Raw genomic sequence first — 23,487 nt, forward strand, 5'->3', positions numbered from 1 at the left:
GCCTTAATCTTTTTATCTTTACATCACAGAAAGAATTGCAGCAATACCTGACCATTACGCCTGATTACATGCTGAAAGCCTGTCAACCAATTACATGTTCTTTCTGGTAAAAGTACCATGATAACTGTGGTTTCGACAAGGCAAATGCAAGTGCACAAAAAACCGGTTAAGGCCAACTGCAAAAAGAATTACAAATAATTTTTGTATCATATACCTGTTTCGCAAGTTGTGTTAACCCTAAAAAGGTAGCCGGCTTACGAACAACTGAATAACCTATTTTAAAATTTTTAGCTATGGAACTTACCGATGAGATAATAGTTCAAAAAACTACAAAAAGCCGGTTATCTGAAGTTGATTTTAACAAGCTCGGTTTTGGAACTTATGTGGCCGACCACATGCTGATATGCAATTATGCAAAGGGTCAGTGGGATACTCCGCGCATTATACCTTTTGGCGATATTACCATAAGTCCTACAACGCTTGCATTACACTACGGACAATCGGTGTTTGAAGGATTGAAAGCGTTTAAGCTCGACGACGGCCGTATCAATCTTTTCAGGGTTCAAAGGCATTACGAAAGAATGGTGAAGTCGCTTAACAGAATGTGCATGGCGATCATACCTGAAGATATATTTGTTGATGGACTTCGCCGCCTGGTTGAAGTTGATAAAGACTGGATACCGGCACAGGCGGGGTCTTCATTATATATTCGTCCGCTGATGTTTGCCAGCGAAGCCAAGTTTGGCGTAAAAGTTTCTGATGAATATTGCTTTATTATTTTTACCGGTCCGGTTGGTCCTGCCTTTTCGCAGCCGTTGCGTGTAAAGGTGGAAACCAATTTTGTACGCGCTTCGAGAGGAGGAACCGGTTCTGCCAAATGTGCGGGCAATTACGGCGGCGCTTTTTACCCAACACAAAAAGCAAAAGAAGCCGGTTTTGACCAGGTAATATGGACAGATGCCCGTGAAAACAAATTCATTGAAGAATCGGGTATGATGAATGCCATGTTTGTAATAGATGGTACGCTGGTTACCCCTCCTACCAGTGATTCAATTCTGGATGGTGTTACCCGCGATTCGCTGTTAACCCTCGCTGCCGACCTGGGCATTCCGCACGAAGCGCGCCCTATCAGCGTTGCTGAAATTGAAAATGCGTTTCGTCACAATACCATTACCGAAGCCTTTGGCGCCGGCACAGCTGCAGTAGTTGCTCCTATTGCAACCATTCATTTAAATGGCATCGATCATCATTTGCCTGCATATTCCGAAAACGCCATTATGTACCGCCTCAAAAACAAAATGGAAGCTATTCGCAAGGCTGAAGATGAGGATAAACACGGCTGGAATTATATTTTTTAAGTCGGGAAGTCAGGAAGACGGAAAGTCCGAAAGAATTAAGCTCTAACCTGGGCTTTCTTTCGGACTTTCGGTTTTTAGGGCTTCCCGACTTTTAACTTTCCGACTACTTTAATTTATTCCGTAATGAATTAATCATAACCAATATCTCTTCGCACATCTTATATATTCTTTGAAAATTTCCCTCATTAATATAACCTCTTCTTTTACCTAAAAACAAACATCCCACTACTTTTTGTGTTAACACTATTTAAAGTAATACAATAATAAAATAATATTGCAACTTACCGCTTGCTTACTTTCGGTCTTTCCGACTTTCGGTCTTCCCGACTTCCCTTATCTTTGACTAACACATTCAAAATATCATTATGCCCAAAACCATTATCATAACAGGTGCAAACGGCAACCTGGGAACTGCAGTGGTAAAAAAATTCCTTGATGCAAATTATAAGGTAATTGCGGTTGACCATTCGGGTAGCCATCTGGGATTTGCCGATAAAAATCCACAGTTTGAACTGCATAGCATCGATTTAACCAATGAATCAGAAAGTGAGGTCTTTGTAAAAGAAGCCGCCGGCCTGTACGGAAACATCGATTGCGGCGTGTTGCTCGCAGGTGGTTTTGCCATGGGAGATATTGAGGCAACAGATGGCGCTGCCCTTAAAAAAATGTTCTCACTGAATTTCGAAACTGCTTATAACATCGCAAGGCCGCTGTTTCAGCACATGCTGCAAAATGGGTACGGCAGACTTGTATTAACCGGCGCACGCCCGGGTTTACATGCCGAACAAGGCACTAAAACCATTGCCTATACATTAAGTAAATCGTTGCTGTTTAAACTCGCAGACATTTTAAATAAAGAAGCCAAAGGCAAAAATGTGATAGTATCGGTAATTGTGCCCAGCACAATAGATACGCCGCCAAACCGGCAAAGCATGCCTGATGCCGACCCCAACAATTGGGTAAAACCTGAGCAAATCGCCAATGTGCTTGAATTTATTTGTTCTGATAAAGGAGATGTGCTAAGAGAACCTGTTTATAAAGTTTATAATAATGCATAATAATCAACAGGCAATGGGCAATAGGCAATGGGCAATAAGCAATTGGCAATAAGCAAAACTTTCATACTTCTTACTTCCTAAAAATAAAATGAGCCATTCACAACACTGCGAATGGCTCATCTTTTTTGTTTATAACCATGAGGGCTTAACTAAGCTTTCCCCGAATAACTCGGGGGTACGGGGTAAAACCCTCACGATTTTATGGTTACACCACAAAGAAGAATAATGACAAAATCATTTAAAGCTCCAACACACTATTCCAACCGGTTACTCCATCGGGTTCGCGATACTGATTTTCAATATCTTCTGCCCACATACGCTCATCAATAAAAAATTTGTAATGATACTTACCACGTGGCAGCATGGGTATTTCAATACTCCAGAAACCGTTTTTGGTAGGCCGAAGCGTTAACTGATCATGCGCCCAGTTATTAAAATCACCTGCCAGCGAAATTTTATTAGCGCAGGCATTTTTAATATGAAATTCAATACACTTTTTCCTCTTGTTTACGTAAGGGGATTCGTGGTGTTTCATGTGCCCTCCTTTCCTTTTTTTGGATGTTGAAAATTATTGACGTTCCATTCGAATACCGAACAGTTTTCATGAAAGGTGCAGGATAAGAATACAGGGCATTAATTTTAAACTCCAATTAATACGCTGAAAATCTGGCAAAATTTGTGTGTGAGACTAAATGATTCTAATTAAAAATAAAGATGTAGTTTCTTTGTCCGCTTACCAAAAGGTACGATGTTTTGTGATATTTTAAAAACTCTTCCCCAGTTTTTTTTCGGGAGTAACCGAAAATCGGTTATCGCATTGTATATCAACAATAAATTTCCCCAACTATAAATAACCACTTATCTCTATGCAGGCGTGGTTGCTAAACCGATTACTAATGTTGCATCAATGAAATATATTATCTGCTCGTCAGTTGTTGTTTTTCCGGTGCGCTGTGTTCTATACTATCAAGGCCATGCTTTAAAAAAATGATGTCTTTTTGCAATTTCAGATTTACCGATAACACAGAATCATTTAAAAGCAGCAATTTGTTATTTGCTTCTGTAAGTTGTTTGTTTTTGTGCTGTAGTAATATACCTGCAGCAAGCAATAAAACAATACAACAGGAAAGGCCACGGAATATAAATACTTTACTACTCAATGTATAAAATAATATAAACCAAATATGCCTTATTCCGGTTAAACGGCTATTAAACACGAATTAAAAAGGTATTAAACAAAGCCTGAAAAGAGAAGTACCCGGGATGGATCCAGGATGGATTCGACATGTATTTGGGATTTGTTCGGGGAATTCCCGAAGCCTTCCTGAGCACTTCCCGAACACTTCCCGAACAATTCCTGAAGTGAATGTGGTACCCGTCTGACTGTCAGCTGATAAAATCTGTTTTTCGAAAACCAAAGCCTGCAAATCGCTGCATTTCGTCCCTCCGGGACGATATCAACAAACGTTCTTTCTACCAACATTTTGATCCCAGCGGGATTAAAAACCCAGGACAACTCCTAAACTAAACGACATTGCCTATTGCCCATTGCCTTATTGCCTGTTGCTAAACGCTTTTACCGAGGGCAACATTATGGTGAAAACCGTTCCGCTTTCGTTGGATGACTGAACCTTGATGCCCCCTTTGTGCAAGCTGATGATGCGTTTGGCAAGCGCCAGTCCCAGGCCAAAACCTTTTATAGGCGAAGCATTGGCGCTGCGGTAAAAAGGCTGAAAAATATGTTCGGCTTCTTCCTGTGAAATAGTATCACCAAAATTCTTCACCTGAATAATTACATCTTCATTGCTGAATAATAAATTAACAAGGGCATGGTGATCGGAAGAAAATTTGCATCCGTTCTCAATAATATTGCGCAGAGAGCTGTATAATAATTCGCTGTTGCCGAATACCAGAAAATACTTTTCATCATCGGGGAAATCGCCGAATTGCAAAATAACCTTATAATCTTCACTGCTTTTTTGCACATCGGCGGTTACCCTTAACAACACTTCATCTATACGAACTTCATTTAATTCAATACTTCCTTCGGTACCGGTTTTGGCAATTTCGAGCAAACTTTTTGTAAGCTGCTGCATTTGCTGTACATCTTCGTGTATCGAGGTCATAACCTGCCGGTATTCATCAATACTTCGTTCTTTATGCAGCGTTACTTCGAGCTGACTTAATATAGCGGTAAGCGGGGTCGATAATTCGTGCGAGGCATTCGAAATAAATCGCCGTTGTATTATAAACGATTCCTGCAACCGGTCGAGCAGTTCGTTAAAGGTATTGGCAAGCAGGTTCAGTTCATCCTGCGTGCTACCTGCATGTATATGGTGCGACAGGTTTTGCGAAGAAATATCCTTTACTTCATGAATGATCTGTGCAATAGGCCTTACCAGCTGCACCGAAAAAGCGTAGCCAACAATGAGGGCCACGGCAATGCCAATAAACAGGCACACCAATAAAATATCGCGCAGGTCTTTTAACCGTTGCCAGCCATCCACATCATAACCTGCCACCAGTACAACAATGCGGCTGCTGCTGTCGGTATAGTGAAAGGCCAGCACATCGCGCTTGTGGGTGCTGTAATATACTTCGTGTTTTACCCTTGCTTCTTTTAATATTTCTTTACTGGGCAGTATGGAGTCGATATCCTTTACATTGAAAGTATACACCGGCTGATCGAGGTAATTAAAGATCACCACGCTTTTTTGATACAGCGTAAAAGCCGAGGCCGAATCGATGCGGTATAAAATAGAACGCGTGCTGTCGCTGTCGCCAAAATACGAATACAGCTGTCCATCATTGTTGGCCCGTCCCTTCAGGCGTTTTTTAAAGGCATCGAACCTTTGAATAGAAGTAAAATAATGAACGGATATGCTTAATACCAGCAATATGGCTGTAACGAGTAAGGTAAATAGTGCGGTTATTTTATATTTGATCTTCACCCTATGGGTTTTCTTTCAATATATAGCCCATGCCTACCTGCGTATGAATAAGCCGGGAATCAAAATCTTTATCGAGTTTTTTGCGCAGGAAATTTACATACACATCAATTACATTGGTTTTTGTATCGAAATCGATATCCCAAACGTTCAATGCAATATCTGCCCGTGATACTACACGGTTTTTATTCCTGATCAGGTACTCGAGCAACTGAAACTCTTTGGCAGTAAGCGAAATGGGCTTATCGGCCCGTGTTACTTCTTTGCTATCGAGGTTCATGGTTAAATCGGCCACCTTTAAAATATTGCCGGTAGGTATATTGTGGTAGATCCTTTTCAGCAATGCCCTGATGCGCACCAGCAATTCTTTAAAGTCGAATGGCTTTACAATATAGTCATCGGCCCCCGCATCGAAGCCTTCAATTTTATCGGCGGTAGTATTCAGGGCGGTGAGCATTACCACGGGAATGCGTTCGCTTTGCCGGCGAATTTGCTTACATAACTCATAACCGTTTAATCCCGGCAGGTTAATATCGAGTATTATAAGATCGAATGGGTAGGTTTCGAACAATTTTTTGCCAATCAGTCCATCATACGCTACTTCTACATAGTAGTTTTGCTCAGAAAGACCTTTTTTCAACGACTCGGCGATTTTCTTTTCATCTTCTACCAGTAAAATTTTTATTTCTTCCATAACCAGATTTCTATGGGCGCAAAATTCACAAATAATAAAGTTACCGGGTATGCAGGATTAAGATTGTACATTAAAAGTAAATTAAAATACGGAAGTCAGATGAACCCGAAACGTTGAGCACCCTGACTAATTTCAGTTTTCCTACTTCATACTTCTTACATCTTTTCAATTTCCAATTTCCTACTTCCTTCTTCCTACTACTTCATACTTCATTTTCCCACAGTATAAGACGATCATTTATCATATTTCCTTCCCCCACGACTTCGGGCTTCGGACTTCCGACATCCGACTTCAGACCTCAGACCTCAGACTTCGGGCCTCAGAACTTCCCCAGCAAATCGATCATTCGGGTAGTAAATCCATACTCGTTATCGAACCAGGCTATCAGCTTCACATGATTGCCTACAACCGAGGTTAGGGTACCGTCGATAATACACGAATGCGTGTTACCCTTGATATCCAGCGACACGAGGGGGTCTTCGGTATATTGAATAATTCCTTTGTATTCGGTTTGAGCGGCTGTTGCAAATAACCGGTTAATTTCTGCCTTGTCTGTTGGCTGGCTAAGCTGAATGGTAAAATCGGCCATAGCGCCGTTGGCAACCGGCACACGGGTGGATACCGAGGCTATTTTATCTTTAAGACCTGGTAACAGGCGTTCAAGCGATTGCTGTAAATCAATTTCTACCGGAATGATGCTTTCGGCAGCAGCCCTTCCCCGCCTGAATTGTTTGGCCGGGGCATCAACCAGTTCCTGACGCGAAGTATATGAATGCAAAATGTTGCAATGAGCCGATTTAATACCTATCGCATTCAGTATATACATTATATGGGTTGAGCAGTTGGTCATGCAGCCTCCCGGCGAAATAATGATATCTTCTTTCGACAGGGCATGCTGGTTAAAACCATACACAAGCAGGGGAATATCGGCCGAACCGGTGGTTGATAATAACACTCTATGAGCGCCGGCCTTAATGTGTTGTTCTGCCGCAATGCGGGTGGTAAAGCGTCCCGAGCATTCAAGCACCACATCAACCTGCAGCTCCTTCCAGGGCAACCGGGCCGGATCGGGCTCTTGAAAGGCCCTGATTGTTTTATTATCCGCTACAATGGTATCTTTTTGGTGGGTTATAGTACCGGGAAATGTTCCATAAACCGAATCATACTTTAACAGATATGTCAGATTATCAACATCCATGATATCATTTACCGCTACCAGCTCAAAATTGTCGTGATTTACCAGTCTTCTGAACAAAAGCCGTCCGATACGACCCATTCCGTTAATTGCTATTCGCATATAAAAGTTTCAAAAAATGAGGGTGCAAATATCGGTGAAAACGGAATACAGTTGCCGGATACCGGGTACCAGTTGCAAGTTACCGGGTGTACCAGTTTCACAATACAGGCTATCTGATTTTACGGGTAACAGGGATCTGGTAACAGGTAACAGAAGTGTTCAGCTAAAATAAATATCCAGATCTTTCAGTGAAATGGGTTTTTCCCAAACTTTTGTCACCGGCAGGCCGTCTTTTATGCGTGGAGGGTTAAAGGCACTTAGCAAATGAAGCTGAATATTGGGGTAATGTTGAATAATGTTCTCAGCTTTTTCCCAGCCTAACCCATCGGGTAAGTTGTTATCGAGGAAAAGAACATCGGGTAAAAACTGATCTACCTGATTAAGCCCTTCGGTAAGGGTATACGCAGTGTGTACATCGCAGTTCTTACGGGTGAGATAGGTCTTAATTAAAAGACACAAATCCTTTTCATCATCTATGATCAAAACTTTTATTCGCTCTTTATTCATGTTTTAGAGCCGGCTTTTATAAATCCTGGGGAATTTGTTTCCCATCAATGAAAAATATAAAAAAAACAGCATTCTTCTATCAGTGGTATAATTTTTTCCTCAATTCCCGGAAAGTAAATGTATGACATCTAGCACAAAAATCATTCTCGGTATGCTCGCCGCCGCTGCCGCCGGTGCAGCCGTTGGTGTTTTGCTCGCCCCCGAAAAAGGTAGTGATCTCAGAAAAAAAATCAGGAACAGCTTCGACGAGTTGGTGGAAGATGTAGCTGAATTACTGGCACTTGGACAGGAAGAAATAAAAGATATGTATGCCGGAGCGAAGGAAGAAGTACAACAGGGAATGGAAACCGTAAAAAACAATGTAGCCGAAAGCTATTCACAAATGCATACCGATCGTAATTAAGCCCGGGATTTAAAACAAGCACATGGAAGATCTTAAAACTAAAGCATCAACCCTATCCAATCATGTAGAAGATTTAGTTGAAACCTGGTACGAACTGGCGCGGGTTAATATAGCGCAGGCTGGTTCAAGAGCTCTTTCAAGGGCAATTATCTTTTTTATAATAGGTGGATTATTCCTTTGCATTTTATTACTGCTGGGCATCGGCCTTGCCCTTTTTACCGGTAAACTGCTGCATAACCCGGCGGCCGGTTATTTTATCGTTGCATTTTTGTATATTGTATTATTGATCATTGTCTTCCTGTTACGCAAAAAGATTGTTTTCCCCATTATCAGAGATTTTATTGTTAGAAAAATTTATGACAAAACCGATTACCAATTATAAGGAGCTGCTGCAGGAAAAGGCCCGCTTAAAAGCATTGATGGCCGAACAAAAATTGCAAATTAAAAACGACTGGCAGGCCATTAAGGAAGATCTGCAACCTTCTATCATTGTAGCATCCACGATAAAAAAACTGTTTACCCGAAAAAGCGGTGGGCTATTTGCCAACCTGGGTATTAATTTACTGGCCGATGGCCTGATAAAAAAAGTATTTCTTGCAGGATCGGGGCGTTTTACCAAATGGGTTATACCTTTTATAATAAAGAATTATGCTTCGCACCTGGCTGGCGAACCCGAAAAACTTATAGATAAATTAAAACATCTGTTTGGCAAAAACGGTAAAACGCATCAGGAAGCGGGTATGGATGCTGTTTGAAACCAATAGCTGCGAATATTTTCAACCACTTTCAGCAAGGCATCGAAACTGATAGGCTTTATCACATAACTGTTAGCGCCCAGTTCATAACACCTTTTTATTTCAATTTCGTTTTTGGTAGTAGTGAAAACAATAACCGGAATTTTTTTAAATACCGGATGTTGTTTTATTTCCTTCAACACTTCACGCCCGTCTTTTTTGGGCATATTCAGATCGAGTAAAATAAAACCAGGCAGCGCTTTAAGTTCCATGTTGTTATTGGTGTAGATATTGTCGAGATAATTCATCACTTCTACCCCATTTTCAACAAAGTCAATTTTTTCGGGATAGCCTATTTCCGAAAAAGCTGTTTGCAGCAGATACCTGTCGTCTGCATCGTCTTCAGCAATAAGTATTGGCTGCTTGTTCATAATGTATCTATCCCCTGTTTATCTAATCAAATGTAAGTATTTGTTAACAGAAGATAACCTTAAAGTTTATTTAATAAAGTGCGAAGAGTCCGGAAGTCCGAAAGACGAAAAGTCCGAAAGAAGCTCACTAAATTTTGAACTCTCTTTCGGACTTTCGGACTTTACTGACTTTCCAACTTCACTAATCGACTCTCCTGAATCCACCAGCTATTAATGATATCAGGAATAATACTATGAAAATATAGAATAGAATTTTTGCTATGGCAGCTGCACCTGCAGCAATTCCGGTGAACCCAAAAATAGCTGCTATGATTGCTACTACCAGAAATATTACCGTCCAACGTAGCATAGTTGTAATGTTTAAGGTGATTAAATATAGTTTACTACCAATCGTGATGCTCAGCTTTCATTTACAACAAATGATTTTCGGCAGCACACTGGGTTAACCAGTTATTTTACTTTGATCATATTCCGGGCCCGATTCTTCCGCGTTGTCAATAAAACACTGCGCATACGATCACACTCTTGCTGAAGTTTTATAAGTAGTTATTATAGTGTTAACCGTTACAAACCTTCAGTTTTTTTGGTTGTTTTAATATAATTTGTAAAAATCATACCGTATGCATTTCCTGCATCAGGCTTAATATTAACTATTCCATTATTAAGGTAAAAAAGCAGCACCGTGTAGAGGAACTTCTACATTCCTTTTCAATTTGCTTGTTTAAACATTCGCAGGTACAATCTTTATATTATTATAAGTGAGATTGCTTTGACTGAGGTTATAAAAATGAACAATTACAGAAACAGCAGAACAGCTAATTTAAATGATTTCTGATTTAGTGATTTTTAGATTTCCGGATTTAAAACAAATCAAAAAAACGAAATCAAAATCACTAAATCTCAAAATCAGAAATAAGAAAATTTTGGGTTATGAAGAAGAGCTTTTTGTTACATATAGATAAGCACACTTATCAGGATATTCCGTTTGAAGAGATTAGTTTTTTATCATCGCTCAAAGCAAATCTTTTGGAAGAAATCCTCGATGAGATCTATATCATAGAAATAACACTATCGAATCCCGACGATGATATAATTGCTGCATTGGTAAAAATCGGCGCTTATTGCGGAGAATATACAGGCTATAGCCATGGGCCCCGTTGGGAAATCGCCGTGTCGAAAGCATTTGAAAGCATCAGGCATCAGATAAAACTCATGGCTGATATGGTTAACCTTCCGGTACAGGAAAATACAAATTGAACAGGGCGCCCTTATCGGGCTGGGCAGATGCCAGTACATATCCGTTGTGATTGGTCATTACCCTTTCAACAATTGCCAGCCCAATGCCCTTGCCTTCGTATTCCGAATCGGCATGCAACCGTTGAAATATCAGAAATATTTTCTGGCTGAACTCATTGCCGAAACCAATTCCATTATCCTGTATGCTTATACGAATAAATTGTTTCTTACCCAGTTTTTTATCGATATGCATCAGTTCCTGGCCGGTGGTTTTAACGCATTGAATGGTTACTACCGGTGGTATCCCTGTTTTTCCAAATTTGATGGCATTATCAATTAGCGCTTTAAACATCAGGAACAACTGGTGCTCAAACCCGGTGATCGATGGCATCTGGCCAATATGTATCATGGCCTTTTTTAAATCAATATCAGCTTTCAGGCTTTCGACAACCGTTTGAATCAGCTGATTGGCGTCAACCGTGCTCAATCGTTCATCGCCGCGAACAAGATTGGCAAAATTCATCAGATCTTCGATCAGTCCCTGCATGCGGCGCGCCGAATAATCAATTCTCGATAAAATCATTTTACCCTCATCATTCAACTGGTCGTGGTATTTCCATATTAAGCGATCGCTGAAAGTTCGAATGCGGCGTAACGGCTCCTGTAAATCGTGCGATGTGGCAAAAGCGATTTGTTCCAGCTCGATATTATAGGCATTGGTTTCATTCATTTTTTGTTCAAGCTGTTTCTGGTATAACGACCGCTGTCTGAACTCTTTCAATATAACCAGAAACGAAATAAAAAATATAATGAACGCAAACAGGAATATAGCGGTAAAATACCGCGGCATGCTCGATTCGTGCTTATTAACCGAATAATACTTCACCAGTTTCATCTCTTCATCCTGCACTTTTTCAAAAACAGCACGCAGGCTATCCATATTTTCTTTGCTGCCTAACAGGCCCGAACGCGATTTCAGATAAACACTATGCTGAAAATGATCGATCAGGTTATTGATCAGCAAACCTGCTTTGTTTAACAATTGCTGCTGATCGCGGTTGCCTGCCGTTAGCCGTTTCAGAGAGTCATATTTCGGTTTTATATCATTTCTGATACTTAAAAAAGGCTGCAGAAAAACACTGTCGTTGGTTAACAGATAACCGCGCTGAGCGGTTTCAGCTTCTTTGATATAGTTTTCGAGCTCGCTGGTTTGAAGACTTACTTTATACGCATGTTCAATGCGGCGGTTCTGCGCATTGGCACGCACATAACTTTCATATAACAGATATGAAAGAAGCATAATGATGATCAGCGATAAGATGAATGCGGTAATTATAAAAAATAATCTTTTTTTCATAGCGATCAATTCTACAAATCGGGGATAATTTTCCACATTCCACCACATCAACTTTCAATAACGCAACATAGTAAAAAAACGATTCACTGACAATAACCTAACAATCAATAAACTAAAATTAAATTGTCAAACTGGTCAAAATGGAAAGCATCTTGAAGTTAATAAAGAAAAACCAACCGGTATGTTACAGCAGAATCTTGTGCAGAAGCAGGAAACGAAAATTTTGCCCCAGCAGATACAATTACTCAATTTATTTCATTTAAATACACTCGAATTAGAACATAGAATTGAACAGGAACTGGAAGACAATCCTTTTCTCGAAAAAAAGGAAGACGAAGAAGAATCTAATGCAGATAAATATTCGAAAGAACAGGTTCAGGATTTTCAGGACTGGGACGAATACGGTTACGACGATATTCCCGATTACAAAATGGAATACAGTAATTATTTGCCGGATGAAGAAAAAACTTTTAGTCCGCTGAAAGCCTCTACAGATTTCAGGGACGATCTGAAAAAACAATTCAGGTTATGCTGGAACGACGAAGAGCAAACCAAACTGGCCGATTACCTGATCGACTCGCTCAGCGACAGCGGACTGCTTGAAAATACTTTAGACAAGGTAGCCGAAGAATATTCATTTACCTGTAAAACATGGATAGAAGCTGAGGCATTTGAATCGGTGCTGGCGGCCATACAACAGCTTGACCCAATCGGCATCGGTGCCCGCAGCATTTGCGAATGCCTGCTGCTTCAGTTAAAAGCCATGAATACCAAACGGCCCGATGTACAAAAGTCCATCTGCCTGTTGCAGAACCACTACCAGGACCTACGCAACCGTAATATGGATAAAATTATGGAGTGCCTGCACCTTGAGGAAGATGAATTAAAGATCATTCTGGAGCTGATTAGCTCGCTAAAAATGAAACCGGTGGCCGAGGTACAGGAAGGAGCTACCGCCAACAATCATATCATACCCGACTTTTTGATCGTTCAGGAAGGCGATTACCTCGAAGTGTCGTTGTATAACCAGCGATCTTCCTCCCTTTTTATAAGCCGCGAATGGAAAGAAATAGTGGCCGACAGCCAGAAAAACAAAAAAGACGCGGCTGCGGCACAATATTTAAAGAATAAGTACCAGTCGGCTCAATGGTTTGTAAGTGCTATACGCCAGCGCGAAGGCACTATGCTGCGAATAATGAAAGCAATTGTAAACATGCAGTACGATTATTTTCGCGAAGGCGATATAAAACTGCTGAAACCGATGATCCTGAAAAATATAGCTGATATTACCGGAGTAGATATTTCAACCGTATCGCGTATTACCTGCAATAAGTACGTAGATACCCCTTTTGGCATGATATTACTGAAAGATCTGTTTACCGAAGGAATTATCAACGAAAAAGGCGAAGCGATCAGTAACCGGGTTATTCAGGTGGCCATTGAAGACGCCATTGAAAAAGAAGACAAAAAAAATCCTTATACCGATCAGCAGCTCGTTTCCATTTTAGCCCAAAAGGGTTTTTCCATAGCCCGTAGAACAGTTGCCAAATACCGGGAGATTTTACAGATACCGGTAGCCCAGATGCGTGCAATATGGGCATAACGCCAACAGTATCACTAAATTTGGTGAATAGTTAAATATGGGAAAAACCATTATAAACTAACAGTAAAAAAGTAAATTTGAAGATGCCGAAAATACTTGTAATAGACGATGACAGGGATATTTGCCTGTTACTTAAACGCTTTCTCACCAAACATAACTACGAAGTGGCCGAAGTGTATGCAGGCAAAAAGGCACTTGAACTTATTCATTCGTTTACACCCGACCTGGTGATGTGCGATTTCAGGCTCGATGATATGGATGGAACAACTTTGCTGGTAAAAATAAAAGAACAACTGCCCGAAGTGCCGGTTATTATCATGACAGGCTACAGCGATATTAAAGTGGCAGTAGAAGTAATGAAACTGGGTGCATACGATTATATAGGCAAGCCATTATTCCCCGATGAAATACTGGTCACCATAAAAAAAGCATTACAAAACAAAACCACTGCCGATACCGCCGCTACCACCACTGTAGCTGCCGCTAAACCTACCGACGGAGCGGCCACTTATACACCGGCACCCGCACCGGCCCCCGACGTGGAACAAACCAATGCCGAAAAAGAAAAGAAACAGCAAATCATTATTTCGGGTGATTATATTTTTGGTGACAGTGATTCATTTAAAAAAATTCTCAAACAAATTGATCTGGTAGCGCCTACCAATTACAGCATTATAATTTACGGCGAAAGCGGCAGCGGCAAAGAAGCCATTGCCCAGGAAATACACAAACGCAGCCGGCGTAAAAACATGCCGTTTGTTGCCATCGACTGCGGCGCCATGTCGAAAGAACTGGCAGGCAGCGAATTATTCGGGCACGAAAAAGGCTCGTTTACCGGCGCTTTAAATCAAAAAATTGGCAGCCTCGAAATTGCTAACGGCGGTACCGTTTTCCTCGATGAAATTGGTAACCTTTCGTACGATATACAGGTTTCGTTATTGCGCGTTGTGCAGGAAAGAAAAATGCGAAGAGTGGGCGGTACAAAAGATATCGACCTCGACATTCGCATTATTGTAGCCAGTAACGAAAAGTTATGGGATATTGCCCGCCGTGGTAAATTCCGTGAAGATCTGTTTCACCGGTTTAACGAGTTCAGCATTGTGGTGCCGCCTCTGCGCGAACGCAAAGATGATACAATGGTTTTTGCGCGGCACTTTTTACAGCAAACCAATAAAGAGCTCGAAAAAAATGTAAAAGGCTTCACCAGGGAAGTTGAAGAAATTTTCAGAAGTTATATCTGGTATGGCAACCTGCGCGAACTGAAGAATGTAATTAAACGCGCCACCCTGCTGGCAGAAGGCTCCTATATCGAAGCACACACACTTCCATTCGAAATATCGAACTTTACCCGTTTACAGTTTGATGAAACACCCGAAGCACCTTTCATGCATTCAGAAACCAAAACTGTAATACCTGCCCCACCATTACCATCCCCTATTTCCGAAGCAGAAATACCACGGCCGCATCCGCATCACTCGCACAGCGAATTATCGTTAAAAAATGCAAGCATCGATGCAGAGTATGAAACAATAATCGAAGCGCTGAAAAAATCGAATTTTAACAAAAGTAAAGCCGCCAAATTATTGAACATCGACCGAAAAACATTGTACAATAAAATGAAACAATATCAGGAATTTAATAACCAGTAAATAACAATGCTAAACGCTAAAAGCTCAACGCATAACGCCCAATGCCCACACAGTTGGCTTAGCTTTCTGTTCTGCGTTAAGCGTTCTGCGTTAGGCATTAAGCGTAAAATAAGTCCAGGCTTTGATGGAAGAACTAATAAATCAGGAGATTAACCCTCTGAAGCTTTTGTTTCAATCCAACAGTGTTCACGATGGGCTTCCGGATAAAATAACCGACTTTTTTCCGGCCATTATATACGTGTTTGATGCCGATAGTAAAAAGCTAAAGTACATCAACCGCAAAGTGACCGATTTGCTGGGTTATACCCAAAACGATATCGTGAGCTGGGACGATGACCTGATGAAACTGGTGTATAAAGACGATCTGGAACTGGTTAATAAAGAGCTTCAAAAGTTCTATTCACTTCCCGACAACGAAAGTCACAGTTACAATTCACGCCTGAACCATAAAGCAGGCCAATGGAAATATTTTCGCACCATGGGCACGGTGCTCGACCGCGACAAGCTGGGTAATGCCATCAGTATTTTATTCATCGCCCAGGACATTACCGAAGAAATTGATACCACCAATAAGTTCAAACGAATTGAAGAACTGTTTAACGATACGCAGGAAGTACTGAAATTCGGCGTATGGGAATGGGATGTAGCCGGAAATAAATTAATCTGGAGCAACGGTTTGTATAAACTGCTCGGCTATGATCCGCTGACTTACAAACCCGATATTACGCCTGAATTTTATTTACAGCACATTGTTGAAGCCGATCGCGATAATGTGTTATACAACCGCAAAGACCATTTAATACATCATGAATATGATTTGTATTACAAGGTTAGCGATGTTAACGGCCGCATAAAAGATGTTCGTGAAAAAGCCAAAATAATACGAAACGATAAAGATGAGCTGGTACGGGTAATAGGCAGCACCATCGATGTTACAGAACAATTGCAGCTGTACCGCGATTTGGCTGCCTATAAAGCAATGAAGCAGGAAAATGAAAAATTCCTGAATTACGGCACCTGGGAATTTGACCCCCGCACCGGCATTTTCTTTTGGTCAGATGGCATGTACCGGTTGTTTGGCTACGATCCTGAAACAGATAAAAATAAAATCGTAATCAACGAAGCCTTGTACCGAAAACACATGCACGAAGAATACTACGATAAAAACAAGGCCATTACCGAATCCATTGTTGCGAACAAAGAAAAACCCGAAAACTATTCTTCCGAATACCAGATCACAGCCAATGACGGAAGTAAAAAAAGGATCGAAACTTCGGGCAAATTAATATACGACAGTGAAGGCAACTGGCTAAAAACCATTGGTACCAGTCGCGACATAACCCGTTTACGCCAGTACCAGGTTAGCCTCGAAGAAAAAATTAAAGACCTCGACCGCAGCAATAAAGAGTTGGAAGAATTTGCCTATGTGGCCTCACATGATATGAACGAGCCGCTGCGAAAAATAAACACCTTTATTGAACGGCTCGAAAATAAATACAAAACCGAACTTGGTTCCGACGGGCAGCTGTATTTAAACCGTATTACTGCATCGGTCGAAAACATGCGCCTGCTGATCGACACATTACTCGAATTCAGCAGAACTGCACGCACCAACCAGCCTTATGTAACGGTTGACCTGAACGAAGTTTTAAAAGACGTAAAGGCCGATCTGGAACTTAAAATCGAGGAAACAACAGCAGAGATAAAAGTTGGCATTTTGCCGGTAATAAAGGCCATACCGTCGCAAATGAAACAACTTTTCGACAACCTGCTGAGCAACTCAATCAAATTCAAAAGGGCCAACGTTGCTCCTGTTATCAGCATCCGTAGCCATCGTTTAACGCGCAGGCAAAAAGAACAGCATTTGCTTGATGTAGACAAAAACTGGTTTAAAATAGATTTCAAAGACAATGGAATCGGATTTGAACCCGAATACAGCGAACGGATCTTTCAGATATTTCAACGACTGCACGGCAAAACCGAATACCCGGGTTCAGGTATCGGGTTAGCGATTTGCAAAAAAATTACCGACCAGCATAAGGGCCTTATTTATGCTACCGGCGAACCGGATAATGGCGCTACCTTTACTGTAATATTACCGGAAAGCCAATAAATTTTTCTGATGACAGTACCTAAACTACAGGCCCGTATACTGATTGTAGATGATGATGAAGACGACTTCATTATCACCAGCGATCTTATTCGCAGCATCCCATCTTCAGGCTTTTCGATAAACTGGTGTTATAGTTATAAAGAAGCGCTGGACCAGATGAAAAACCGGCGCAACGATATTTATTTCATCGATTATCGCCTCGGCGCCAAAACGGGCCTCGACCTGCTGAAAGAAGCCATAGCAGCCGGTTGTGAGGAACCGGTAATTTTATTAACCGGTAAAGGCAACCACGATGTAGATATGGAAGCCATGCGCGTAGGCGCTATGGATTACCTCATAAAAGGCGAGCTGAACGAAGAAAAGCTCGAACGCAGTATAAGGTATGCCCTCGAAAGGGCTGCCTCGGTAAAAGCCTTACGCGCCAATGAGCGCAAATACCGCAATATGTTCGAACGGTCGAAAGACATGGTATTTACTGCCGATATGGAAGGTTGCTTTAAAGACGTAAACAGCGCTACCAGCGACCTGGTAGGATATACCAAAGACGAACTGATCAGTTTAAACGTTTACGATCTCTTTGTTCATAATAAAGACCAGGAAAAATTCAGGTTTCTGTTTACCGAACGCGGCGAAGTAAATGATATGGAGGCCGAAATACGTAACAGAAAGGGCGAACATCGCATTTGCGTCATTTCTGCATCGCTCGAAAAAGATAATAACGGCATCGGTTACATGCAGGGTATTGTGCACGATATTACCAACCTTAAAAAAGCCGAAAAAGCCACCCTGCAAATCGAAAAACTGGCCGCTACCGGCCGCCTTATTCGCACCCTCGCTCACGAAGTTCGCAACCCGCTTAACAATATCAATTTATCGGTTGAGCATCTGCGCGACGAAACCGGCGCTAATGAAAACAGTTCAACTTACTTTGAAATTATTCAGCGCAACAGTAGCCGTATAGGCGCTCTGATAACAGAATTGCTGAACTCGTCGCGGCCCGCCGAAATGAAAATGGAGCCGCATGTGCTGCAAAGCATCATGGACGAAAGCATTCTCGATGCCATCGACCGGCTTACATTGCAGGGTATAAAACTCGAAATAAAATACCCCGATGAGCCCGTGATTGTTACGGTCGACAAGGAAAAGCTAAAGCTGGCCTTTTCGAATATACTGGTGAATGCAACCGAGGCTATTCATCATAAGCGTGGCCGCATATCGGTGGTTATAAAATCAAACGACGATCATAACATTATTATAAGCGACAATGGTTGTGGTATTAACGAAGAAAATATCTCGCGGTTATTTGAACCATATTTTACGTCAAAACGCAATGGAATGGGACTTGGCCTTGCCAGCACCTTAAATATCATTCAATCGAACAAAGGTTCAATTGATGTGAAGTCGGAGGTAAATGTGGGCACTTCGTTCATTATTACGTTCAAAAAGAATCCTGAAGTATTAGCTATACAGGAAATGAAAAGCGAGCAATAAAAGTTTATGGTTTCTGGTTTCTGTTTTTTTGTTTCTGGTTCCTGATCCCTGTTACAAGTTGCCAGGTTCCGGGAAAACCGGTAACAGGTAACAGGTAACAGGTAACTGGTAACCGGTAACTGGTAACCGGCAACTGCCTACCCGCACTCGCCACCACTTGCCTGGTGCTCATTGCCCATTGCCTATTGTTCATTGCCTATTGCCTATCTAATTCACCCTTCCCGCCTCCGCCTCAATTCCCGTTTTTCTTTCGCGGCTGTTAACCGATTTGCCAAACCGGTATTGGAAGGTTATGGCAAACTTCTGCGTGTCGAAAATGAGATAATAATAAATGGATGCATATTGAATATTGATATCCCGCCTTACTTTCCAGGTGTGGAATATATCATTCCCGGCAAGGGTAACCGTAGCTTTTTCATTGATCTTTTTTTGCAGGCCGGCATGCATTTGCGCAAGTGGACGGATAGACGACTGCCATTGAAGCAATTTGCTGCGGTAGGTGGTGGTAAGGTCGGCCGACCAGCCTCTGGTGAATTTAAACTGACTGTATGCTTTCAAATAAAAAGTGGTAAGCCGCTTATCCTCCCAAAGATCTTCATTAAAGATCCGGCTCCGGAAATGGCGATCTTCAAGCTCATGATAGATGTTTACAGTATACCAGCGGCACACATTAAATTGCCAGCTTATATTAAGACTTATATCGGTAGCGTGGTCAAGATTTGTTTGAACACCTATAAATGCGTCGCCCACCTGTTTGTAACCGCGGGTAATGAATCCTTTTGCGTTACTATATGATAATTCGGCAGTAAGCTTTTTGTTATACGTGTACGATAATTCCATATGGGTGATGAACGAAGGCTTCAGCAAACTGTTTCCCGAATTGGATGTATTGCGGTCGAAGAAAAATGTTGAAGGGTTCAGGTCGTAATAGCCCGGCCTTTCAATGCGCCTGGCTATTGAAAAATTCAACTGATGTTTTTCTTTTTTATCGATAGTATACATCAGATAAGCCGTGGGAAACCAATTGGCATAGTGAATACTGAACGAAGTATCGGGTTTAGACGGCCTATCATATTGCACGGCATTGCCCGCGGTGCTTTCAACCCGGATGCCTGCCTGTGCTGATAACCTGTTAAAATTTCTTTTAAGATTTATATAGGCAGCGTTGATAGTTTCGCGATAGCGGAAACTGTTGTTCAACTCCTCGTTAGGATATAATACATTTTCCTGTTTCGTAAAATAACTGCTGGTATTGTTTCTGATAGAATTGATGGTTTGAATGCCCGGTTCTATTTTTATTTTTCCAAAAATGGTGTCGCTGTAATCGGCCTTTGCACTGTAAATACTGGCAGCAAAAGGGCTTTCGGTAAGCAGTGTATATTGCTCTGTTTGCGAACCGGCCGGTTTGAATACATTGCTTTCGAGCGTTTGAGCCGCTCTGGTAGTATAGCGCAAATAATCGAGGTTGATATATATTTCTTTATGCATTCCATCGAACAAATGCATTATATAAACATTCACCGAATTGCGATAAGGCTTGCTGTTAAAACGACTATTCGAAACAATAGATGAATCTGATTTGCCCGAAGGATCGATAAACCGGTTGCTGTAAATGCCTTTTTCGCGGTACGGTTCGGTATATCCATCGGCCATGATGCCAAGGGAAGTATGTTTACTCACGTCATAGTCGACCCCTGCTCTGTAATTGCCGCTATTATCGTGGCTAATTTCATGAACATCCTGCAACAAAGTATATGAAAGCGACGCATTGGGATAACTGTACTTTCGTTGCCGGTTCGACAAAAAATAAGTGTTATTTGCCGAAGCTCCTATGTTCATAAAGAAGTTAAAGCGGTTCATTTTATAGTTAAGCAACAGGCTGCCGTTCGATTTAAAATACCGGCCCGATCCGGCACTTGCCGAAACACTTCCATAAAAACCTTTTGCTTTTATTTTTTTGGTTTTGATATTAATAATGGCAGCGCCATCGGCATTGTATTTTGAAGAAGGATTGCTCATCAGTTCAAGTTTATCAATCAGCGACGAAGGCAATGACTTTAAATAATTCAACAGATCGGTGCCCGAAAGCTGAACTGGCCGGTCATCTACATAAATAATTACACCTTCCCTGCCTTTTAAACTTACACCTCCATTTTCATCGACCATTACACCGGGCGAACCATTTAAAATATCTACGGCATTACCGCCCGTTGCAGATATAAGGGCGCTTGCATTCACAACAACTTTATCTAACTGAATTTCTACTAATTTATTTTTCTCTGAAGTAACCACCACTTCCTTCAATGCTTCACTGCCCGCCTGTATTTTAATAAGCAGTTGCAAACCGGCGCTTACTCTTTCAAGGGTAAACTGCTTCTTAAATATTTTATAACCTGTATGGGTTACAGTGATGAGATAATGCAAACGCGCCCTCTTTTTCGCTCAAAACGGTTTTATGATACAACGTATCAATTGTTTTTTTTAAAACAATGGTCGCTCCTTCAACAGGTTTACCGGTTAATGAATCGAGCACGGTTCCTGTAATACCTGACGAATTACTGCTTTGCCCATGTATCTTATTATATGAAATGAAAAAAATGCCCAGCCACAGAGCACAGGAGAAGAGTTTTTTCATGCGACAAACATATAACTAAATATTTAGTTTTACAACTAATTATATAGTTATAACAATTTGTTTAAGCTTCCCTGCTTTTTAGGCGCTTTTATACAATTCTACCTTTCTTCCGTCAGGATCTTCGATAACAGCCATAATGCCCCATTCGGTTTGCATTGATTCATTAATAAAACGGGTATTTCGGTTACGCAGCAATTCAACAGTATTGTCAAAATTATCAACCGAAAACCCCAGGCGCAAATTTTCATCAGCTTTACTTTGAGTTTTGCTCAGGGGATAAATTTCAAAAATTGTTTGCCGTATTTGCGCCGAATAATGCCACGGCCCATTGCCGTGCCGGTGATGATGAAATGATAAACCCAGTAAAATGTAAAAATCCGCCAGTTTTGCAGGATCAGGTGTTCTTACAACAATTAATTTCAGCTCCATAAAATATTTTCAGGCTATATTTTGCTAAAATACTTCATTAATTATCATGTGTTCGAAATATACACGCCCTGTGTCAATCATAACGGTTACATTACCAGGTAAAAACAATTTAATTTGTACGAAATATTAGCTTTGCTTTTTGTTTTTTGTAAATTGGTTCTTATAAGTTCACTTTAAAATTGTTGCGTTTTGCACTTATCCGAAGAACAAGTACTTGCCCTGGCTCCCGATGAGTCTTCTAAAAAATCAGGCAAAGAATTATCCAATGCCGCCAAATGGGTCAGTAAAGGAGTTAACGACCTTGCACTATGGGGCGAATGCCAGGGAAGCGGCAGTAAGCCATATCAAACCCAGGTTGACCTTGTAAATATTGCTTTTAAATGTAGTTGTCCCAGCCGCAAATTTCCCTGTAAACATGGCATCGGTTTGCTGTTGCTTTATGCACGGCATAAGAACGATTTTACCACCAATGAAATGCCTGCCTGGGTAGCTGATTGGATCACCAAACGAAGCGAGCGGCAGGAAAAACAGGCAGAACAAAAAGATAAACCGGTTGACGAAGCCGCGCAGGCAAAACGAAAACAGGCGCGCGAACAAAAAGTGACCGATGGCATTGAGGAATTATTACAATGGATAAAAGACATCATCCGCAACGGTATTATTAATATGCCTGAAAAAGGCTCAGCCTGGTTCGAAAATATGGCGCGCAGAATGGTAGATGCGCAGGCCCCGGGTCTCGCAGGCATGATAAAAAATCTTGGTGAAATTAATTTTTACCGCGAAGGCTGGCAATCTGAATTCATGGACCAGCTGTTGCGCATTTATCTTGTAACTACAGGTTTTACAAAAAGCGAATCGCTGCCTGCCCCGCTTCAGCAGGATATTCGCGCCTGGATAGGTTTTACACAAAACCAGGATGAACTAAAAGAGCAAACAGGCATTACCGATACATGGCTGGTGCTTGGCAAACAAACTACCGAAGATGATAATTTAACGGTTGAAAGAAACTGGCTGTACGGCATAACCAGCAACAAATACGCATTGGTACTGCAGTTTCTGATACGCGGACAGGGCGGCCAGTTAAACTTAATGCCCGGCGTATTTGTACAGGCTGAACTGATTTACTATCCTTCAGTTGTTCCTTTACGCGCCATCGTAAAACGGCAAATGAATGCCGAAAAAACGCAACAATACAAAGGGTTCATCAACTGGCAACAGGTAGTTGAAGCCGAAACAGCCTACAGCAGCGCCTTGCCTTTTCGCAGCGAGCGACCCTTTATTATTGAACAGGTACGCCCTGTATTGTACAATCAGCAATGGTGGCTGCAAGACAGCAACAATACCCTTATGAACATTAAAAGCGGGTTTAAAAATATCTGGAAGCTATTATCATTAAGCGGAGGCCAGGCATTGAATATTGCTGTTGTAGGCAAAGAAAAAACATACGAGCCTATCGGCGCCTGGTATAACGATGAGTATAAATTGTTATAGACCATTGATCACTTCGTCCGTCGAATCAGCCAACTGGCGGAGAGGCGGATTCA

Annotated in this window: 24 protein-coding genes; 12 read left to right on the top strand and 12 right to left on the bottom strand. The window is 41.4% G+C overall.

Annotated elements, in window-relative coordinates; genetic code table 11:
- Positions 1-293: 293 nt before the first annotated feature.
- Positions 294-1,358 (top strand): branched-chain amino acid aminotransferase, encoded by a 1,065-nt coding sequence (locus tag AC59IL_RS28360; RefSeq protein ID WP_496555606.1) that lies wholly within the window; start codon positions 294-296, stop codon positions 1,356-1,358.
- A gap of 365 nt (positions 1,359-1,723) precedes the next feature.
- Positions 1,724-2,416, top strand: coding sequence for an SDR family NAD(P)-dependent oxidoreductase (locus AC59IL_RS28365; protein WP_496555607.1), 693 nt, complete (start codon positions 1,724-1,726; stop codon positions 2,414-2,416).
- A 238-nt stretch (positions 2,417-2,654) separates the two neighbouring features.
- Here the strand turns inward: AC59IL_RS28365 and AC59IL_RS28370 are convergent, their stop codons facing one another.
- The 5 genes from AC59IL_RS28370 to AC59IL_RS28390 all read right to left on the bottom strand — a co-directional run bounded on the left by AC59IL_RS28370 (position 2,655) and on the right by AC59IL_RS28390 (position 7,862).
- Positions 2,655-2,951, bottom strand: coding sequence for an early set domain-containing protein (locus AC59IL_RS28370; protein ID WP_496555608.1), 297 nt, complete (start codon positions 2,949-2,951; stop codon positions 2,655-2,657).
- A 1,018-nt stretch (positions 2,952-3,969) separates the two neighbouring features.
- Positions 3,970-5,367, bottom strand: a complete 1,398-nt coding sequence (locus AC59IL_RS28375; protein WP_496555609.1) for a HAMP domain-containing sensor histidine kinase — start codon at positions 5,365-5,367, stop codon at positions 3,970-3,972.
- A gap of 1 nt (position 5,368) precedes the next feature.
- The gene (locus AC59IL_RS28380; protein ID WP_496555610.1) at positions 5,369-6,058 is read right to left on the bottom strand and encodes a response regulator transcription factor; all 690 of its coding nucleotides are present in this window, start codon (positions 6,056-6,058) and stop codon (positions 5,369-5,371) included.
- Positions 6,059-6,377: 319 nt separating this feature from the next.
- Positions 6,378-7,355 carry a type I glyceraldehyde-3-phosphate dehydrogenase gene (locus tag AC59IL_RS28385; protein WP_496555611.1) on the bottom strand — a complete coding sequence of 326 codons (978 nt, stop codon included), beginning with the start codon at positions 7,353-7,355 and terminating at the stop codon, positions 6,378-6,380.
- A 159-nt stretch (positions 7,356-7,514) separates the two neighbouring features.
- Positions 7,515-7,862: a response regulator gene (locus tag AC59IL_RS28390; RefSeq protein WP_496555612.1), complete on the bottom strand. Its 348-nt coding sequence runs from the start codon at positions 7,860-7,862 to the stop codon at positions 7,515-7,517.
- A gap of 121 nt (positions 7,863-7,983) precedes the next feature.
- Between AC59IL_RS28390 and AC59IL_RS28395 the strand changes: the two genes are divergently transcribed.
- The 3 genes from AC59IL_RS28395 to AC59IL_RS28405 are packed head-to-tail and all read left to right on the top strand — an operon-like array spanning position 7,984 to position 9,020.
- Complete coding sequence (locus AC59IL_RS28395; RefSeq protein WP_496555613.1) at positions 7,984-8,265, top strand: YtxH domain-containing protein; 282 nt, start codon at positions 7,984-7,986, stop codon at positions 8,263-8,265.
- 22 nt (positions 8,266-8,287) lie between these two features.
- Positions 8,288-8,647, top strand: a complete 360-nt coding sequence (locus AC59IL_RS28400) for a phage holin family protein (RefSeq protein WP_496555614.1) — start codon at positions 8,288-8,290, stop codon at positions 8,645-8,647.
- A complete protein-coding gene (locus AC59IL_RS28405) occupies positions 8,622-9,020 on the top strand; it encodes a hypothetical protein (RefSeq protein WP_496555615.1) in 399 nt (132 codons plus the stop codon). Before AC59IL_RS28400 ends, AC59IL_RS28405 begins: the two co-directional genes overlap by 26 nt.
- Here AC59IL_RS28405 and AC59IL_RS28410 read toward each other — a convergent pair.
- A complete protein-coding gene (locus AC59IL_RS28410; RefSeq protein WP_496555616.1) occupies positions 8,993-9,430 on the bottom strand; it encodes a response regulator in 438 nt (145 codons plus the stop codon). The genes AC59IL_RS28405 and AC59IL_RS28410 overlap by 28 nt on opposite strands.
- A gap of 181 nt (positions 9,431-9,611) precedes the next feature.
- On the bottom strand, positions 9,612-9,761 hold the full coding sequence (locus AC59IL_RS28415) for a DUF1328 domain-containing protein (RefSeq protein WP_496555750.1): 150 nt from the start codon (positions 9,759-9,761) through the stop codon (positions 9,612-9,614).
- On the opposite strand from AC59IL_RS28415, the gene AC59IL_RS28420 reads away from it, so the two are divergent.
- Positions 9,691-9,876, top strand: coding sequence for a hypothetical protein (locus AC59IL_RS28420; RefSeq protein ID WP_496555751.1), 186 nt, complete (start codon positions 9,691-9,693; stop codon positions 9,874-9,876). The two genes, AC59IL_RS28415 and AC59IL_RS28420, sit on opposite strands and share 71 nt — an antisense overlap.
- Positions 9,877-10,360: 484 nt before the next feature.
- On the top strand, positions 10,361-10,687 hold the full coding sequence (locus AC59IL_RS28425) for a single stranded DNA-binding domain-containing protein (protein ID WP_496555617.1): 327 nt from the start codon (positions 10,361-10,363) through the stop codon (positions 10,685-10,687).
- On the opposite strand, the gene AC59IL_RS28430 is transcribed toward AC59IL_RS28425, so the two are convergent.
- Positions 10,656-12,023: a sensor histidine kinase gene (locus AC59IL_RS28430; protein ID WP_496555618.1), complete on the bottom strand. Its 1,368-nt coding sequence runs from the start codon at positions 12,021-12,023 to the stop codon at positions 10,656-10,658. The two genes, AC59IL_RS28425 and AC59IL_RS28430, sit on opposite strands and share 32 nt — an antisense overlap.
- A gap of 181 nt (positions 12,024-12,204) precedes the next feature.
- On the opposite strand from AC59IL_RS28430, the gene rpoN reads away from it, so the two are divergent.
- The 4 genes from rpoN to AC59IL_RS28450 all read left to right on the top strand — a co-directional run bounded on the left by rpoN (position 12,205) and on the right by AC59IL_RS28450 (position 18,879).
- Positions 12,205-13,626 carry an RNA polymerase factor sigma-54 gene (gene rpoN / locus AC59IL_RS28435; RefSeq protein ID WP_496555619.1) on the top strand — a complete coding sequence of 474 codons (1,422 nt, stop codon included), beginning with the start codon at positions 12,205-12,207 and terminating at the stop codon, positions 13,624-13,626.
- A gap of 83 nt (positions 13,627-13,709) precedes the next feature.
- Positions 13,710-15,275, top strand: a complete 1,566-nt coding sequence (locus tag AC59IL_RS28440) for a sigma-54-dependent transcriptional regulator (protein ID WP_496555620.1) — start codon at positions 13,710-13,712, stop codon at positions 15,273-15,275.
- Positions 15,276-15,399: 124 nt separating this feature from the next.
- Positions 15,400-17,388 (top strand): PAS domain-containing sensor histidine kinase, encoded by a 1,989-nt coding sequence (locus AC59IL_RS28445; protein ID WP_496555621.1) that lies wholly within the window; start codon positions 15,400-15,402, stop codon positions 17,386-17,388.
- A gap of 9 nt (positions 17,389-17,397) precedes the next feature.
- A complete protein-coding gene (locus tag AC59IL_RS28450) occupies positions 17,398-18,879 on the top strand; it encodes a two-component system sensor histidine kinase NtrB (protein ID WP_496555622.1) in 1,482 nt (493 codons plus the stop codon).
- A 4-nt stretch (positions 18,880-18,883) separates the two neighbouring features.
- Here AC59IL_RS28450 and AC59IL_RS28455 read toward each other — a convergent pair whose 3' ends face one another.
- The 4 genes from AC59IL_RS28455 to AC59IL_RS28470 all read right to left on the bottom strand — a co-directional run bounded on the left by AC59IL_RS28455 (position 18,884) and on the right by AC59IL_RS28470 (position 21,943).
- Positions 18,884-19,051: a hypothetical protein gene (locus AC59IL_RS28455; RefSeq protein WP_496555623.1), complete on the bottom strand. Its 168-nt coding sequence runs from the start codon at positions 19,049-19,051 to the stop codon at positions 18,884-18,886.
- A gap of 35 nt (positions 19,052-19,086) precedes the next feature.
- Positions 19,087-21,303: an outer membrane beta-barrel protein gene (locus tag AC59IL_RS28460; protein ID WP_496555624.1), complete on the bottom strand. Its 2,217-nt coding sequence runs from the start codon at positions 21,301-21,303 to the stop codon at positions 19,087-19,089.
- Positions 21,266-21,514 (bottom strand): carboxypeptidase-like regulatory domain-containing protein, encoded by a 249-nt coding sequence (locus AC59IL_RS28465; protein WP_496555625.1) that lies wholly within the window; start codon positions 21,512-21,514, stop codon positions 21,266-21,268. Before AC59IL_RS28465 ends, AC59IL_RS28460 begins: the two co-directional genes overlap by 38 nt.
- A 78-nt stretch (positions 21,515-21,592) precedes the next feature.
- The gene (locus tag AC59IL_RS28470) at positions 21,593-21,943 is read right to left on the bottom strand and encodes a VOC family protein (protein WP_496555626.1); all 351 of its coding nucleotides are present in this window, start codon (positions 21,941-21,943) and stop codon (positions 21,593-21,595) included.
- A 189-nt stretch (positions 21,944-22,132) separates the two neighbouring features.
- On the opposite strand from AC59IL_RS28470, the gene AC59IL_RS28475 reads away from it, so the two are divergent.
- Positions 22,133-23,434: an SWIM zinc finger family protein gene (locus AC59IL_RS28475; RefSeq protein ID WP_496555627.1), complete on the top strand. Its 1,302-nt coding sequence runs from the start codon at positions 22,133-22,135 to the stop codon at positions 23,432-23,434.
- Positions 23,435-23,487 lie beyond the last annotated feature (53 nt).

This window comes from Niastella sp. sgz303648 (assembly GCF_059587045.1).

Excerpts from the sequence above, each read along its gene's own strand:
- AC59IL_RS28450 (WP_496555622.1), top strand. The coding sequence starts at position 17,398 with ATGACAGTACCTAAACTACAGGCCCGTATACTGATTGTAGATGATGAT.
- AC59IL_RS28385 (WP_496555611.1), bottom strand. The coding sequence starts at position 7,355 with ATGCGAATAGCAATTAACGGAATGGGTCGTATCGGACGGCTTTTGTTC.
- AC59IL_RS28440 (WP_496555620.1), top strand. The coding sequence starts at position 13,710 with ATGCCGAAAATACTTGTAATAGACGATGACAGGGATATTTGCCTGTTA.
- AC59IL_RS28370 (WP_496555608.1), bottom strand. The coding sequence starts at position 2,951 with ATGAAACACCACGAATCCCCTTACGTAAACAAGAGGAAAAAGTGTATT.
- AC59IL_RS28445 (WP_496555621.1), top strand. The coding sequence starts at position 15,400 with ATGGAAGAACTAATAAATCAGGAGATTAACCCTCTGAAGCTTTTGTTT.
- AC59IL_RS28465 (WP_496555625.1), bottom strand. The coding sequence starts at position 21,514 with ATGAAAAAACTCTTCTCCTGTGCTCTGTGGCTGGGCATTTTTTTCATT.
- rpoN (WP_496555619.1), top strand. The coding sequence starts at position 12,205 with ATGTTACAGCAGAATCTTGTGCAGAAGCAGGAAACGAAAATTTTGCCC.
- AC59IL_RS28425 (WP_496555617.1), top strand. The coding sequence starts at position 10,361 with ATGAAGAAGAGCTTTTTGTTACATATAGATAAGCACACTTATCAGGAT.
- AC59IL_RS28405 (WP_496555615.1), top strand. The coding sequence starts at position 8,622 with ATGACAAAACCGATTACCAATTATAAGGAGCTGCTGCAGGAAAAGGCC.
- AC59IL_RS28455 (WP_496555623.1), bottom strand. The coding sequence starts at position 19,051 with ATGAGCACCAGGCAAGTGGTGGCGAGTGCGGGTAGGCAGTTGCCGGTT.
- AC59IL_RS28380 (WP_496555610.1), bottom strand. The coding sequence starts at position 6,058 with ATGGAAGAAATAAAAATTTTACTGGTAGAAGATGAAAAGAAAATCGCC.
- AC59IL_RS28470 (WP_496555626.1), bottom strand. The coding sequence starts at position 21,943 with ATGGAGCTGAAATTAATTGTTGTAAGAACACCTGATCCTGCAAAACTG.
- AC59IL_RS28360 (WP_496555606.1), top strand. The coding sequence starts at position 294 with ATGGAACTTACCGATGAGATAATAGTTCAAAAAACTACAAAAAGCCGG.
- AC59IL_RS28430 (WP_496555618.1), bottom strand. The coding sequence starts at position 12,023 with ATGAAAAAAAGATTATTTTTTATAATTACCGCATTCATCTTATCGCTG.
- AC59IL_RS28410 (WP_496555616.1), bottom strand. The coding sequence starts at position 9,430 with ATGAACAAGCAGCCAATACTTATTGCTGAAGACGATGCAGACGACAGG.
- AC59IL_RS28365 (WP_496555607.1), top strand. The coding sequence starts at position 1,724 with ATGCCCAAAACCATTATCATAACAGGTGCAAACGGCAACCTGGGAACT.
- AC59IL_RS28420 (WP_496555751.1), top strand. The coding sequence starts at position 9,691 with ATGGCAGCTGCACCTGCAGCAATTCCGGTGAACCCAAAAATAGCTGCT.
- AC59IL_RS28400 (WP_496555614.1), top strand. The coding sequence starts at position 8,288 with ATGGAAGATCTTAAAACTAAAGCATCAACCCTATCCAATCATGTAGAA.
- AC59IL_RS28390 (WP_496555612.1), bottom strand. The coding sequence starts at position 7,862 with ATGAATAAAGAGCGAATAAAAGTTTTGATCATAGATGATGAAAAGGAT.
- AC59IL_RS28395 (WP_496555613.1), top strand. The coding sequence starts at position 7,984 with ATGACATCTAGCACAAAAATCATTCTCGGTATGCTCGCCGCCGCTGCC.